Raw genomic sequence first — 14,557 nt, forward strand, 5'->3', positions numbered from 1 at the left:
CCCCACCTTTTTCAGGAGACAGGCAGCATGGATTTCGAACTTTCGGCCAAGACCCGGCAACTGCAGCAACGCGTCGGCGCCTTCATGGACGCACACGTCTACCCGGCCGAGGCCGATTACGCAGCCGAACTGGCGGCGAACACGGCGGCTGGCAAGCGGTGGACGCCGTTGCAGACGATCGAGAAGCTCAAGAAGAAGGCCCGGGCCGAAGGCCTGTGGAACCTGTTCCTTCCGGTCGACAGCGCGTCGGTCTCCGGGTATGAGGGCGCGGGCCTGACGAACCTGGAGTACGCGCCGCTGGCCGAGATCATGGGTCGTGTGCCGTGGGCGCCGGAGGTGTTCAACTGCTCGGCGCCCGACACCGGCAACATGGAGACCATCGCCCGCTACGGCTCCGACGAGATCAAGGCGCGCTGGCTCAAGCCGCTGCTCGAAGGCGAGATCCGCTCTGCGTTCGCCATGACCGAGCCGGAGGTCGCCTCCAGCGACGCCACGAACATCTGCACCCGCGTCGAGCGCCAGGGGGACGAGTACGTCATCAACGGCCACAAGTGGTGGATCTCCGGCGCCGGAGATCCACGCTGCGCCGTCTTCATCACCATGGGCAAGAGCGACCCGGAGGCGCCGAAGCACTCGCAGCAGAGCATGATCGTGGTGCCGGCCGATGCACCGGGCATCCGCATCGTGCGCCCCCTCAACGTGATGGGCTACGACGACGCACCGCACGGCCACATGGAGATGTATTTCGAGAATGTGCGCGTGCCGGCCGCCAACATGCTGCTGGGCGAAGGCCGTGGCTTCGAGATCGCCCAGGGCCGCCTGGGGCCGGGCCGCATCCACCATTGCATGCGCCTGATCGGCCTGGCCGAGCGCGCCCTCGAGCTGATGTGCAAGCGTGCGTCCGCACGCGTGGCGTTCGGCAAGACCGTGGCGGCCCAGACCGTCACGCAGGAGCGCATCGCCGAGGCGCGCTGCCGCATCGACATGGCGCGCCTGCTCACGCTCAGGGCGGCGTGGCTGATGGACGTGGCCGGCAACAAGGTCGCCAAAACCGACATTGCCATGATCAAGGTGGTGGCGCCGAACATGGCATGCCAGGTGATCGACTGGGCCATGCAGGTGCATGGTGGCGGCGGCATGAGCGACGACTTTCCGCTCGCCTCGGCCTATGCCCACGCCCGCACGCTGCGCTTCGCCGACGGCCCGGACGAGGTGCACCGCAATGCCATTGCCAAGTGGGAACTGGGCAAGTGGGGCACCGGCAGGCAGGACGAACCGCCCGTCACGCGCTTCTGACCCCGCTTCTGAGCCCGCCTCTGCCCGACGCCGTGCCTGCGGCTAAAGCTTCTTCTGCATGAAGGTCGCGGTGCCGAAAGCCGGGTCGAGGCGATAGCCCTCGAAGCCCTCGCGCTCGTAGGCGCGGATGGCGCTGGCATTGCCGCTGAGCACCTCCAGCGTGAGCTTGCAGGCGCCACGGCGCCTTGCTTCCGTTTCGACGCATGCCAGCATCCGCTGCGCGATACGCCGGCCGCGGTGGCCGTCGCGCACCACGACGTCGTGAACGTTCACCAGCGGGCGACAGGCAAAGGTGGAAAAGCCCTCGAAGCAGTTCACCAGGCCGACCGGCACCTGGTCGTGGAAGGCCAGCACGCTGAAGGCCGTCGCGCGACGCGCCAGCTCGTCCACCAGACGCTCGCGCACGCCGGGGGCCAGTGCCGCGCCGCCGCCCGCCGGGTCGCTGGCGTAGTGGTCGAGCAGGTCGACCAGCGCCTGCGCGTGCATGGGCCGCGCATAGTCCGCCAGCAGGACCTCGATCATGCGAGCGTCGCGGCAATCCGCTGCGCCCAACCCTCCGCCTTGGCGGCGTCCCGCGCCTCGACCATCACGCGAAGCAGCGGCTCCGTGCCGCTGGGGCGGATCAGCACGCGGCCGGTGTCTCCCAGTTCGATCTCGGCCTGTTCGGAGGCTTCCGCCAGCTCGCAGTTGCCCCTCCAGTCCTGGCCGGGCGTCAGACGCACGTTGATGAGCACCTGCGGGAAAAGCGTGAGTCCGTCCAGCAGTTGCGCCACCGTCCTGCCGCTGCGGACGCAGGCCTGCAACACCTGCAGCGCGCTGACGACGCCGTCGCCGGTGGTCTGCCTGTCGAGTGCGAGCAGGTGGCCGGAGCCTTCGCCGCCGAGCAGCCAGCCGTGCTTGTCCAGTTCCTCGAGCACGTAGCGGTCTCCAACCTTGGCGCGCACGAACGCCACGCCCAGGCCGCGCAGGGCCACTTCGACCGCCTTGTTGGTCATCAGCGTTCCCACGACGCCGGCGACCTTCTCGCCGCGATCCAGGCGATCCTTGACCATCAGGTAGAGCAACTCGTCGCCGTTGAACAGGCGTCCGCTCGCATCCACCAGTTGCAGGCGATCGGCGTCGCCGTCGAGCGCGATGCCGTAGTGCGCGCCCTGCGCCTTGACTGCCTCGATCAATGCCTTGGGGTGGGTGGCCCCGACGTCCTTGTTGATGTTGAGTCCGTCCGGCGCACCGCCGATGGCGCTCACGTCGGCGCCGAGTTCATGGAAGACCTGGGGCGCGACCTGGTAGGCCGCGCCGTGCGCCGAATCGATCACCAGCTTCATGCCGCGCAGGCTCAGGTCGTTGGCGAACGTGCTCTTGCAGAATTCGGTGTAGCGCCCGGTGGCATCGTTCAGGCGGCGGGCGCGGCCGAGATTGGCCGAGTCGACCCATTGCGGAGGTTCTTCCAGCAGGGCTTCGACCGCGGTTTCCCAGGCGTCGTCGAGCTTGGTCCCCTGCGCGCTGAAGAACTTGATGCCGTTGTCCGGATAGGCGTTGTGGCTCGCGCTGATGACCACGCCAAGGCTGGCGCGCTGGGCGCGCGTGAGATAGGCCACGCCGGGCGTCGGCAGCGGCCCGAGCAGCACCACGTCCACGCCAGCCGAATTGAAGCCCGATTCGAGCGCGCTCTCGAGCATGTAGCCGGAGATGCGCGTGTCCTTGCCAATCAGCACGACGGGCCGGTCTTCGCTCTTCTTGAGTACGCGACCCACCGCGTGCGCCAGCCGCAGGACGAAATCAGGGGTGATGGGTGGCTGTCCGACGGTGCCACGGATGCCATCGGTGCCGAAATATTGACGAGTCATGTTGTTAGCTTCTCCTGCCCCCGATTGTCCCTCGCCCGCCGGCACGATCGGCCGGGCGTCGCCAAGAACTACGCGTGATCGTGCATGGCTTGCCAAACCGCCAGCGCGGACACGGTCTGCGCCACGTCATGCACGCGCAGCACGCGCGCGCCGCGCTCTGCCGCCAGCAGCGCGGCGGCCACGCTGGGGACCATGCGCTGCGACGGCACATCGATCCCGGTGACCGCTCCGAGCGATGACTTGCGCGACCAGCCGGCCAGCAGCGGGTAGCCGAGCGCCAGCAGTTCGCCCTGTTGCGCCAACAGTTCGAAGTTCTGCGCCACCGTCTTGCCGAAGCCGAAGCCGGGATCGAGCACGACGCACGCCGACAGCACGCCTGCGGCCCGCAGCGCCTCGGCCCGATCGTGCAGGAACGCCCGCACCGGCGCCAGAACGGAGCCCTGCATCGGCGCCACCTGCATGGTTTGCGGATCGCGGTGCATGTGCATCAGGCAGACGCCGCAGCCGGGATGCTTCGCCACCGCCTCCAGCGCACCGGGCTGCCGCAAGGCCCAGATGTCATTGATGATGTCGGCGCCTGTATCCAGCGCAGCCTGCATTACCTGCGCCTTGTACGTGTCGACCGATATGGGCACGCCAAGGCGCAAGGCCTCCTTGAGAACCGGCAGCACGCGCGCCAGTTCTTCGGCCAGGGGCACGGCCGGGCTGCCCGGCCGTGTCGATTCGCCGCCGATGTCGAGGATGTCGCAACCCTCGCGCAGAAGCTGCTCGCAATGGCGCAAGGCGCTGGAAGGCGTGTCGCAGGTACCGCCGTCCGAGAACGAATCGGGCGTGACGTTGACGATGCCCATCACGCGCGGGCGCGAGAGGTCGATCTCGAAGCGTGCCGTGCGCCAATGGGGCGCAGCTGCTGGCGCCCCATCATGAAAAACGGGGCGCGAGGCCCCGTTTTCCGATCCGTCCTGGTGTGCCTGCATCAGGCGGCTGTCGGTGCCGGATCGGGCTTGACCGCCGGCGCGCCGCCGCTGCCGCTACCGCCGCCCGAGGGCGGGGTACGCGGCGTCCAGTCCTTGGGAGGACGCGGGTCGCGCCCGGCGAGGATGTCGTCGAGTTGTTCGGAATCGATGGTTTCCCATTCCAGCAGCGCCTTGGCCATGGCGTGCATCTTGTCCTGGTTCTCCTCGATCAGGCGTCGCGCCAGCACGTATTGTTCGTCGATGATGCGGCGCACCTCGGCGTCCACCTTCTGCATCGTGGCCTCGCTCATGTTGGTCGTCTTGGTGACCGAGCGGCCCAGGAACACTTCGCCCTCGTTCTCCGCGTAGACCATCGGGCCGAGCGATTCGCTCATGCCGTACTTCATGACCATGTCACGCGCCAGGTTGGTGGCACGCTCGAAGTCGTTGGAAGCACCGGTGGTCATCTGGTGCATGAACACTTCTTCCGCGATGCGCCCGCCGAACAGCATGCTGATCTGGTTGAGCATGTACTCGCGGTCGTAGCTGTAGCGGTCGTTCTCGGGCAGGCTCATGGTGACGCCCAGCGCACGCCCGCGCGGAATGATGGTGACCTTGTGGACCGGATCGCACTTGGGCAGCAGCTTGCCGATCAGCGCATGGCCCGACTCGTGGTAGGCCGTGTTGCGGCGCTCTTCCTCGGGCATCACCATGCTCTTGCGCTCGGGACCCATGAAGATCTTGTCCTTGGCGCGCTCGAAGTCCTGCATCTCGACCACGCGCGCACTGCGGCGGGCGGCCATCAGGGCGGCCTCGTTGCACAGGTTGGCCAGGTCCGCACCGCTCATGCCCGGCGTGCCGCGCGCGATGATGCTGGCGCTGACGTCCTGGCCGAGCGGCACCTTGCGCATGTGCACATTGAGGATCTGTTCGCGGCCGCGGATGTCGGGCAGCGTCACGTAGACCTGGCGGTCGAAGCGGCCCGGGCGCAGCAGCGCAGCGTCGAGAATGTCGGGACGATTGGTGGCCGCAACCACGATTACGCCGAGGTTGGTCTCGAAGCCGTCCATCTCGACCAGCATCTGGTTGAGCGTCTGCTCGCGCTCGTCGTTGCCGCCGCCGAGGCCGGCACCACGCTGGCGGCCGACGGCGTCGATTTCATCGATGAAGATGATGCACGGCGCGTTCTTCTTAGCGTTCTCGAACATGTCGCGCACGCGGGCAGCGCCCACGCCGACGAACATCTCGACGAAATCCGAACCCGAGATGGAGAAGAACGGCACCTTGGCTTCGCCGGCGATGGACTTCGCCAGCAGCGTCTTGCCGGTGCCGGGCGGGCCGACGAGCAGCAGGCCGCGCGGAATGCGCCCACCGAGCTTCTGGAACTTTGCCGGGTCCTTCAGGAAGTCCACGACTTCCTTGACTTCTTCCTTGGCCTCGTCGCAACCGGCGACGTCGGCGAAGGTGACCTGGTTGCTGTTTTCGTCCAGCATGCGGGCCTTGCTCTTGCCGAAGCTGAAGGCGCCACCCTTGCCGCCGCCCTGCATCTGGCGCATGAAGTACACCCATACGCCGATCAGCAGCAGCATCGGGCCCCAGCTGACCAGCAAGGTCATGAGCAGGGAGCCTTCCTCGCGCGGCTTGACATCGAACTTGACGTTGTAGCGGATCAGGTCGCCGACCAGGCCGCGATCGAGGTAGGTCGCGGTGGTGCGCACCTTGCGGTCGTCGTTGGTGACGGCGACGATCTCGCTGCCGCCCTGTCCTTCCTGGATGGTGGCGCTCTTGATGCGATTGGCGCGGACGTCTTCCAGGAAATCGGAATAGCCCACGTAGCCGGCGCCTGCGGCGCCACGGGTGTCAAACTGCTTGAACACAGTGAACAGCACCATGGCGATCACGAGCCACACGGCGACCTTCGAAAACCACTGATTGTTCAAACGACGCTCCAGTCGGGAAATCTAGAAAGGCGAAATGCCGGGGCAGCGCCAATTGACGACAGCCTCAGCCCGGCATTTGGCCTCCATTTTAGGCTTTTCAAGCTGCAAAACTCTGTAAAACCCCTGCACCCACGGCCCCTACAAGGGTTTGGGTCACATTTCTCCACAATCTCGGCTCACTGCAAGGGTTTGAGCCCGATTCCGACGAGGAACGTCTCGGAGGAACGGTCCCGCGACGCCTTGGGCTTGATCGGCTTCACGATGCGGAAATGCGTTTTGAAAAGGCGCACCTGCTCGTCGTAGCCGCCACCATGAAATACCTTTGCCACCAGCGCCCCGTCCGGATGCAGGTGCTGGCGCGCGAATTCCACGGCCAGTTCGATCAGGTGGGTAATGCGTGCGGCGTCCGCCGATGCAATGCCCGAAAGGTTGGGCGCCATGTCGGACACCACCAGGTTAGCGCGCCGCCCGCCCATGGCGGCCTCCAGCCGGGCCAGCATCTCATCTTCCCGGAAATCGCCTTGCAGAAACTGCACGCCTTCGATCGGCTCCATGGGCAGCAGGTCGAGGGCGATGATTGCGCCGTCGAGCTCGCCGACCGCCGCCCCGCCGGGCGACAGGCGCCGGCGCAGGTATTGGCTCCAGGCCCCGGGCGTCGAGCCGAGGTCGACCACCACGTGGCCGGGCTTGACCAACCCCAGCGTCTCGTCGATTTCCTTGAGTTTGTAGGCCGCGCGCGCGCGGTAGCCCTCCCGGTGGGCGAGTTGCACCCAGGGGTCCGTGACGTGGTCGTTGAGCCACGCCTTGTTGATCTTCTTGCTTTTGGACTTGACCTTCATGCTGGGCCCGATAATACGTACATGTCCGCCATTGAACTCACCCCCGCCCAGCGCAAGGAATACCGCGCGCAGGCCCACCACCTGGATCCGATCGTGATGATCGGTGGCGACGGGCTCTCCCCGGCCGTCAAGAAAGAAGCCGACGCCGCGCTCAAGGCGCACGGCCTGATCAAGATCCGGGTCTTTTCCGACGACCGCCTGGCGCGCGAAGCCATGCTCAAGACGTTGGCGGACGAACTCGACGCCGCGCCGATCCAGCATATCGGAAAGCTGCTCGTGCTCTGGCGCCCCAAGCCGGAAAAGGCCCGACGCGCCGAAGACGAGGACCGCAAGCCGGGGCCGCGCGACGTGAAGGTGCTCAAGTACGCCAAGCGCGCGGGCCAGAAGCCGGAAATCAAGACGCTGCGCGTGCTGGGCAACCAGCGCCTGACGGCGGGCGGCAGCGTCAAGCGCGCCAAGCCGCGGCAGGTCTCGTCCAAGAAGCGCGGACTCGGTTGAGCGCACCGGCGATGTCCTCGACCCCGCCGGCCGGCGTCGCACCGATGCGCCATGTCGTGTGCATGAAATGGGGCACGAAGTACGGCCCCGATTACGTCAACAAGCTCTACGCCATGGCGCGCCGCCACATGAGCGGCGAGTTCCGGTTCGTCTGCCTGACCGACGATGCCGTGGGCATCCGTCCCGAGGTCGACTGCTTTCCGATTCCGCCGGTGGCCATTCGGCCCGAACTGCCCGGCGTGCGCGACCGCGCCTGGCGCAAGCTGACCACGTTCAGCGCGGACCTGCGCGACAAGTACGGCCTGTACGGGCCCGCGCTGTTCCTCGACCTGGACCTGGTCGTCGTCGGGAGCCTGGACGAATTCTTCGACGAACCCGGAGAGTTCCTCATCATCAAGGACTACCGCCGCCCCTGGCGGGTGACCGGCAACTCGTCGGTGTACCGCTGGCAGATCGGCGAGCTGACCGACGTGCTGGACTACTTCCGCGAGAACGAAGTCGCCATTCGGAAGCGCTTCCGCAACGAGCAGACCTTCCTCTCGGACTACCTGCACGGCAAAGGCAAGCTGCGCTACTGGCCTAGCGCCTGGTGCCCGAGCTTCAAGTACGATGGCATCCCGCTGTGGCCGAGCAACTACTGGCGCCGCCCCTTCGTGCCCGAGGGTGCCAAGGTCATGGTGTTCCATGGCGAATGCAATCCGCCCGATGCGCTCGCCGGCCGTCGCAACCGGCGATTCCGCTTCATCCGGCAGGCGACCTGGGTGGCCGAGCACTGGCACGAATAGGCCGGCACGCGCCGGTGTGTCCATTGCGCCGGCTTCAGGACGGCGGCTCAGCGCGGTGCGCATGGGCGCAGCAGCCGCCACAGCACCGTGGCAGCACAGGCCCACTGGACAAGATACAGCCCGCTGCCAGCGGCATGCCACAGCTTGAGGTTCTGGCGCGCCACGATGCGCGGCGCGATGCCGAACTCCACGACCAGGGCCAGGAGCAGGCCCAGGATCACGAACACGATGGCAGCGTCGACCGCAGGCGCGGCCTCGCTCTGACTGCGCGACAACGCCAGCAGCAGCACGGCGCAGGCAATCGATACCCAGGTCTGCGCGGTAAACAGGTGCGCCGCCATGCTGCCCGCCATGGCGGGCGTCGGCAGGTGCTGGAACAGCAGCGGTACGACCAGGAAGCCCACCACCGTCAGGCTCACCCACCAGAAGGCAGCGACCAGGACAGGCAGGCGTTCGGTCAATGCGCGCATCTTCCGGGACAAGTCGGCTCGAAGGTCAGATGTAGCGCACGGAGACGATCTCGTAGCGCTTGACGCCGCCAGGCGCCTGCACTTCGGCGGTGTCGCCCTCTTCCTTGCCGATCAGCGCGCGGCCGATGGGGCTGGAGACGTTGATCAGGCCCTGCTTGAGGTCGGCTTCGTCCTCGCCGACGATCTGGTAGCGAACCGCGTCGCCGGAGTCCTCCTCCTCCAGGTCGACGGTGGCACCGAACACCACCTTGCCGCCGCCGTCGAGGCCGCTGGGATCGATCACTTGCGCGATCGACAGCTTGCCCTCGATCTCCTGGATGCGCCCTTCGATGAAGCCCTGTCGGTCCTTGGCGGCATCGTAGTCGGCGTTCTCGCTCAGGTCGCCCTGCGCGCGCGCCTCGGCAATGGCGTTGATGATGTTCGGCCGTTCGACGGTCTTGAGGCGGTGCAGCTCTTCCTTGAGCTTCTCCGCCCCGCGCTTGGTGATCGGGAAAGTAGTGGCCATGTCTCTGAATTTGCTTGGCGTCAAAAAAGCGAAACCGCCGAACGTCGCCGTTCGGCGGTATCAGGTTCTCGCGAGATCGCGAAAGGAAGCTCGCTAGATGAGCTTCCTGCCGGTCAGGCGGCTCAGAATGCCCAGTGGGCTCGAATCCGGATTGTATTGGCTCGCGACCGGCAGGTGCAGGGTCTGTTCCATCATGAATTGCCCGGACATGACCGCGTGGGAGGTCTGGTCCGAGAAACAAACCCAGGTTGTGCCCGGAGCAAAAGGCACCGTCTCCTGAGGGCTGTCGCGCTGGTAATCCAGATCGGACTTCATGCCGTCATGCAGCTGCAGCATGAGGTGATCGTATTCGCTGCGCAGCGACTTGGTCACGTGCAGGCGATGCAGCAGCCTGGCCTGCCACGCCGAGTACGGTTTGCTGCGCGGCAGGAAGCGCCGCGCGACGTCCTCGAAAGGCTCCCCCACACGCCACACCCGCGGCGCCCCTTGCGGGTTCAGGTTGGTGAACACGCGCAGGATGCGCTCGCCGTAGTTGGGACGCGACGGAAACGCGTCCACGTGCAGGCGGCGGTCGTCGGCACGCCACGACTGAGCCCGGCCTTCGACCTGCATCGGCCTGAAGCTGGTCGGCGCCATTCGCAGCGCCGGGCCGTAGGCCGGCAGCAGGCGGTCGATCAGCCCCATGGCCTGTGCACGAAAGCGCCCGATCATGGCATTGGCCGCCTGCTGGACGTCGTCCGCACCCTCGACGCCCTTGAGCTTGCCCTTGGCGTCCAGGCTGATGTTGCGCACGCCCTTGGCCAGCACGGCCGGATCGAGAAGTCGCTGCTCGCCCTGCTCCGGCGTGAAGCCGAGGAAGGGGAAAAGCAGCACCTTGCCCGCCTCCAGCGCCTCGATCCAGCCCTCTTGCGACGCCGGCGCGAGCGCCTGCCATTCCTGCTGTTCGATCGTGACGACTTGTGCTTCCATGGCCGCGCCCTGCCTTTCCTTCAGCCTCAGGCGGCCGCCAGCTGGGCGTGCATTTCCTGCACCGAGATCACGCTGAGCTCGTCCAGGTACTGCATGCCCTCCACCGCTGCCTCGGCGCCGAAGATGGTCGTGATGATGTTGACCCGTGCCAACAGCGCCGACGTGCGGATCTGGCGCGAATCGGTGATGGCGTTGCGGCGCTCTTCCACGGTGTTGATGACGAGGGCGATCTCGTTGTTCTTGATCATGTCCACGATGTGTGGTCGCCCCTCGGTGACCTTGTTGACCGTGGTGCAGGCGATGCCCGCCGCCTCGATGGCCACGGCAGTGCCCTTGGTGGCGACCAGCTCGTAGCCCAGCTTCGCCAGGCCGCGCGCGACCTCGACCGCACGCGGCTTGTCGTTGTTCTTCACCGAGATGAAGACCTTGCCCGACTTGGGCAGGTGCGTGCCGGCGCCCAGCTGCGACTTGACGAAGGCCTCGCCGAACGTCTTGCCCACCCCCATGACCTCGCCGGTCGACTTCATCTCCGGGCCGAGGATCGGGTCGACGCCGGGGAACTTGACGAACGGGAAGACGGCCTCCTTGACGCTGAAGTAAGGCGGCGTCACTTCCGTCGTGACGCCCTGCTCGGCCAGCGAACGCCCCGCCATGCAGCGCGCCGCCACCTTGGCCAGCTGGATGCCCGTCGCCTTGCTCACGAAGGGCACCGTGCGCGAGGCACGCGGATTGACCTCCAGCACGTAGATGACGTCCTTGCCGTCCACTTCCTGGATGGCGAACTGCACGTTCATGAGTCCGACGACGCCCAGCGCCTTGGCCATGGCCGCGCTCTGGCGCTTGAGTTCGGCCACGGTGTCGGCGCGCAGGCTGTAGGGCGGCAACGAGCACGCCGAGTCGCCCGAGTGCACGCCGGCCTGCTCGATATGCTCCATCACGCCGCCGATCAGGGTGGCGCCGGTGGCGTCCCGGATGCAGTCCACGTCGCACTCGACCGCGTCGTTCAGGAAGCGGTCCAGCAGCACCGGCGAGTCGTTGCTCACCTTGACCGCCTCGCGCATGTAGCGCTCCAGGTCACGCTGCTCGTGCACGATCTCCATTGCCCGGCCGCCCAGCACGTAGCTGGGGCGCACCACCAACGGATAGCCCAGGGAAGCGGCCTTCTCCAGCGCCTCGCTCTCGGTGCGCGCGGTGGCGTTGGGCGGCTGGCGCAAGCCCAGTTCGTGCAGCAGCTTCTGGAAGCGCTCACGGTCCTCGGCCGCGTCGATCATGTCCGGGCTGGTGCCGATGATCGGCACGCCGTTGGCCTCCAGGTCGAGCGCGAGCTTCAGCGGCGTCTGGCCGCCGTACTGCACGATCACGCCGGTGGGTTTTTCCTTGTCGACGATCTCCAGCACGTCTTCCAGCGTCAAGGGCTCGAAGTACAGGCGGTCGGAGGTGTCGTAGTCGGTCGAGACGGTCTCGGGATTGCAGTTGACCATGATGGTCTCGTAGCCGTCCTCGCGCATCGCCAGCGCCGCGTGGACGCAACAGTAGTCGAACTCGATGCCCTGGCCAATGCGGTTCGGACCGCCGCCCAGCACCATGATCTTCTTCTTGTCGGTCGGCTCGGATTCGCACTCCTGCTCGTACGTGGAGTACATGTACGCCGTGTTGGTGGCGAACTCGGCCGCGCAGGTGTCCACGCGCTTGTAGACCGGCCGCACGCCCAGTGCGCGGCGCTTCTCTCGCACCGCGGTGTCCGTGGTGCGCAACTGCCTGGCCAGCCGGCGGTCGGAGAAGCCCTTCTGCTTGAGGATGAGCAAGGTGGCCGCGTCGATGTCGTCCAGGCTCTTCGATTCCAGCTCGAGCTCGATCTTGACGATCTCCTCGATCTGCACCAGGAACCACTTGTCGATCTTCGTGAGGTCATGCACCTCGTCGACCGACATGCCCTGGGCGAAGGCGTCGCCGACATACCAGATGCGCTCGGGCCCGGGCTCGCCCAGTTCCTTCTCGAGCACTTCGCGGTCCTGCGTCTTCTCGTTCATGCCGTCCACGCCGACCTCGAGCCCGCGCAGCGCCTTCTGGAACGACTCCTGGAAGGTGCGGCCCATGGCCATCACTTCGCCCACCGACTTCATCTGCGTGGTCAGGCGCGAGTCGGCCTGCGGGAACTTCTCGAAGGCGAAGCGCGGGATCTTGGTGACGACATAGTCGATCGACGGCTCGAAGCTCGTCGGCGTGGCGCCGCCAGTGATCTCGTTGCGCAGTTCGTCGAGCGTGTAGCCCACGGCCAGCTTGGCCGCGACCTTGGCGATCGGGAAGCCGGTGGCCTTGGAGGCCAGTGCCGAGGACCGCGACACGCGCGGGTTCATCTCGATGACGATCAGGCGCCCGTCCTTCGGATTGAGCGAGAACTGGACGTTCGAGCCGCCGGTGTCCACGCCGATCTCGCGCAGCACCGCCAGGCTGGCGTCTCGCATGACCTGGTATTCCTTGTCGGTGAGCGTCTGCGCCGGCGCCACGGTGATCGAGTCGCCGGTGTGCACGCCCATCGGGTCGAGGTTCTCGATCGAGCACACGATGATGCAGTTGTCCGCCTTGTCGCGCACCACCTCCATCTCGTACTCCTTCCAGCCGAGCAGCGATTCCTCGATCAGCAACTCGTTGGTGGGCGAGGCCTCCAGGCCGCGCTTGCAGATGGTCTCGAACTCTTCGGGGTTGTAGGCGATGCCGCCGCCGGTGCCGCCCAGCGTGAAGCTCGGGCGGATGACGGTCGGAAAGCCCACGGTCTTCTGCACGCCCCAGGCCTCGTCCATGCTGTGCGCGATACCCGAGCGTGCCGAGCCCAGCCCGATCCTGGTCATCGCGTCCTTGAACTTCAGGCGGTCCTCGGCCTTGTCGATGGCCTCCGGGGTCGCGCCGATCAGCTCGACCTTGTACTTGTCGAGCACGCCGTGGCGCCACAGGTCGAGCGCGCAGTTGAGCGCGGTCTGCCCGCCCATGGTGGGCAGGATGGCATCGGGCCGCTCCTTGGCGATGATCTTCTCGACCGTCGGCCAGGTGATCGGCTCGATGTAGGTGACGTCGGCCGTGGCCGGGTCGGTCATGATCGTCGCCGGGTTGCTGTTGATCAGGATGACCTTGTAGCCCTCCTCGCGCAGCGCCTTGCAGGCCTGCACGCCGGAGTAGTCGAACTCGCACGCCTGGCCGATGATGATCGGGCCCGCGCCAATGATGAGGATGCTGCGGATATCCGTACGCTTAGGCATTCACAGCCTCCGACTTGTGTTTTTCCATGAGTGCCGTGAAGCGATCGAACAGGTACCCGAGGTCCTGCGGACCGGGCGAAGCCTCCGGGTGTCCCTGGAAGCAGAAAGCGGGGCGATCGGTGCGCGCCAGCCCTTGCAGCGTGCCGTCGAACAGGCTCACGTGGGTGGGCCGCATGTTGGCCGGCAAGGTCTTCTCGTCCACCGCGAAGCCGTGGTTCTGGCTGGTGATGGCCACGTGGCCGCTGTCCAGGTCCTTCACGGGATGGTTGGCGCCGTGATGGCCGAACTTCATCTTGAAGGTCTTGGCGCCGCACGCCAGCGCCATGATCTGGTGGCCCAGGCAGATCCCGAAGGTCGGGATGCCCGTGTCGATCAGTTCGCGCGTGGCGTCGATGGCGTAGTCGCACGGCTCCGGGTCGCCGGGACCGTTCGACAGGAAGATGCCGTCGGGCTTGAGCTTGAGCACGTCGGCCGCGGGCGTCTTGGCCGGCACCACGGTGACGCGGGCGCCGCGCTGTGCCAGCATGCGCAGGATGTTCTTCTTGATGCCGAAGTCGTAGGCCACGACGTGGAACCGGGGCGTGATCTGCACGCCATAGCCCACACCGGGCTTCCACTCGGTCTGCGTCCATTCGTAGGTCTGCGGCACGGACACCACCTTGGCGAGGTCCAGGCCGACCATTGCCGGAGCCGCCTTGGCCGCGTCGATGGCCTTGTCGATCAGGGCCTGCGTCACCGACTCGCCCTCGGCCAGGCCGAGGATGCAGCCGTTCTGGGCGCCATTGGTGCGCAGGTGCCGGGTCAGCTTGCGCGTGTCGACGTTCGAGATGGCGACCGTGCCGCTGCGCACGAGGTACTGCGACAGGGTGGACGAGCTTCGGAAGTTGGACGCCACGAGGGGCAGGTCGCGAATGATCAGGCCCGCGGCGTGGATCTTGTCGGCTTCGATGTCCTCATCGTTGACGCCGTAGTTGCCGATGTGCGGATACGTCAGCGTGACGATCTGCTGGCAGTAGCTGGGGTCGGTGAGGATTTCCTGGTAGCCGGTGATGGCGGTGTTGAACACCACCTCACCCACTGTGGCGCCGGTGGCGCCGATCGAATTGCCGAGAAAGACCGTGCCGTCTGCGAGCGCCAGGATGGCGGGCGGGAAGGCTCCCTTGAGGGACAAAAGCACTGGGTTCTCCGGATGGATGGT

13 protein-coding genes are annotated in these 14,557 nt (G+C 66.4%); 3 read left to right on the plus strand and 10 right to left on the minus strand.

Features of this window, described 5'->3' with window-relative positions:
• Positions 1-27 precede the first annotated feature (27 nt).
• Positions 28-1,296: an acyl-CoA dehydrogenase family protein gene (locus VES41_RS23285; RefSeq protein WP_324822015.1), complete on the plus strand. Its 1,269-nt coding sequence runs from the start codon at positions 28-30 to the stop codon at positions 1,294-1,296.
• 42 nt (positions 1,297-1,338) lie between these two features.
• On the opposite strand, the gene VES41_RS23290 is transcribed toward VES41_RS23285, so the two are convergent.
• The 5 genes from VES41_RS23290 to VES41_RS23310 all read right to left on the minus strand — a co-directional run bounded on the left by VES41_RS23290 (position 1,339) and on the right by VES41_RS23310 (position 6,878).
• Positions 1,339-1,818 carry a GNAT family N-acetyltransferase gene (locus VES41_RS23290; RefSeq protein WP_324822017.1) on the minus strand — a complete coding sequence of 160 codons (480 nt, stop codon included), beginning with the start codon at positions 1,816-1,818 and terminating at the stop codon, positions 1,339-1,341.
• Positions 1,815-3,143: a phosphoglucosamine mutase gene (gene glmM / locus VES41_RS23295; RefSeq protein WP_324822019.1), complete on the minus strand. Its 1,329-nt coding sequence runs from the start codon at positions 3,141-3,143 to the stop codon at positions 1,815-1,817. The genes VES41_RS23290 and glmM overlap by 4 nt, the downstream gene beginning before the upstream one ends.
• A gap of 68 nt (positions 3,144-3,211) precedes the next feature.
• On the minus strand, positions 3,212-3,994 hold the full coding sequence (gene folP, locus VES41_RS23300) for a dihydropteroate synthase (protein WP_324822563.1): 783 nt from the start codon (positions 3,992-3,994) through the stop codon (positions 3,212-3,214).
• 125 nt (positions 3,995-4,119) lie between these two features.
• Positions 4,120-6,039, minus strand: a complete 1,920-nt coding sequence (ftsH, locus tag VES41_RS23305; protein ID WP_324822023.1) for an ATP-dependent zinc metalloprotease FtsH — start codon at positions 6,037-6,039, stop codon at positions 4,120-4,122.
• 176 nt (positions 6,040-6,215) lie between these two features.
• Positions 6,216-6,878, minus strand: coding sequence for an RlmE family RNA methyltransferase (locus VES41_RS23310; RefSeq protein ID WP_324822026.1), 663 nt, complete (start codon positions 6,876-6,878; stop codon positions 6,216-6,218).
• Between the two features lie 21 nt (positions 6,879-6,899).
• Here VES41_RS23310 and VES41_RS23315 point away from each other — a divergent pair, with 21 nt between their 5' ends.
• Both VES41_RS23315 and VES41_RS23320 read left to right on the plus strand, forming a co-directional pair.
• Positions 6,900-7,376 (plus strand): YhbY family RNA-binding protein, encoded by a 477-nt coding sequence (locus VES41_RS23315; protein ID WP_324822029.1) that lies wholly within the window; start codon positions 6,900-6,902, stop codon positions 7,374-7,376.
• 11 nt (positions 7,377-7,387) lie between these two features.
• Positions 7,388-8,161 carry a glycosyltransferase gene (locus VES41_RS23320; RefSeq protein ID WP_324822032.1) on the plus strand — a complete coding sequence of 258 codons (774 nt, stop codon included), beginning with the start codon at positions 7,388-7,390 and terminating at the stop codon, positions 8,159-8,161.
• A gap of 47 nt (positions 8,162-8,208) precedes the next feature.
• Here VES41_RS23320 and VES41_RS23325 read toward each other — a convergent pair whose 3' ends face one another.
• The 5 genes from VES41_RS23325 to carA all read right to left on the minus strand — a co-directional run bounded on the left by VES41_RS23325 (position 8,209) and on the right by carA (position 14,536).
• Positions 8,209-8,631, minus strand: a complete 423-nt coding sequence (locus VES41_RS23325; protein ID WP_324822035.1) for a DUF4149 domain-containing protein — start codon at positions 8,629-8,631, stop codon at positions 8,209-8,211.
• Between the two features lie 25 nt (positions 8,632-8,656).
• On the minus strand, positions 8,657-9,136 hold the full coding sequence (gene greA / locus VES41_RS23330; protein WP_324822039.1) for a transcription elongation factor GreA: 480 nt from the start codon (positions 9,134-9,136) through the stop codon (positions 8,657-8,659).
• 93 nt (positions 9,137-9,229) lie between these two features.
• A complete protein-coding gene (locus VES41_RS23335; protein ID WP_324822042.1) occupies positions 9,230-10,105 on the minus strand; it encodes a Kdo hydroxylase family protein in 876 nt (291 codons plus the stop codon).
• Positions 10,106-10,131: 26 nt separating this feature from the next.
• Complete coding sequence (gene carB / locus VES41_RS23340) at positions 10,132-13,359, minus strand: carbamoyl-phosphate synthase large subunit (protein WP_324822045.1); 3,228 nt, start codon at positions 13,357-13,359, stop codon at positions 10,132-10,134.
• The gene (carA, locus tag VES41_RS23345) at positions 13,352-14,536 is read right to left on the minus strand and encodes a glutamine-hydrolyzing carbamoyl-phosphate synthase small subunit (RefSeq protein WP_324822048.1); all 1,185 of its coding nucleotides are present in this window, start codon (positions 14,534-14,536) and stop codon (positions 13,352-13,354) included. The genes carB and carA overlap by 8 nt, the downstream gene beginning before the upstream one ends.
• Positions 14,537-14,557 lie beyond the last annotated feature (21 nt).

The organism is Variovorax sp. (genome assembly GCF_035634955.1).
Lineage (GTDB): Bacteria > Pseudomonadota > Gammaproteobacteria > Burkholderiales > Burkholderiaceae_C > Variovorax.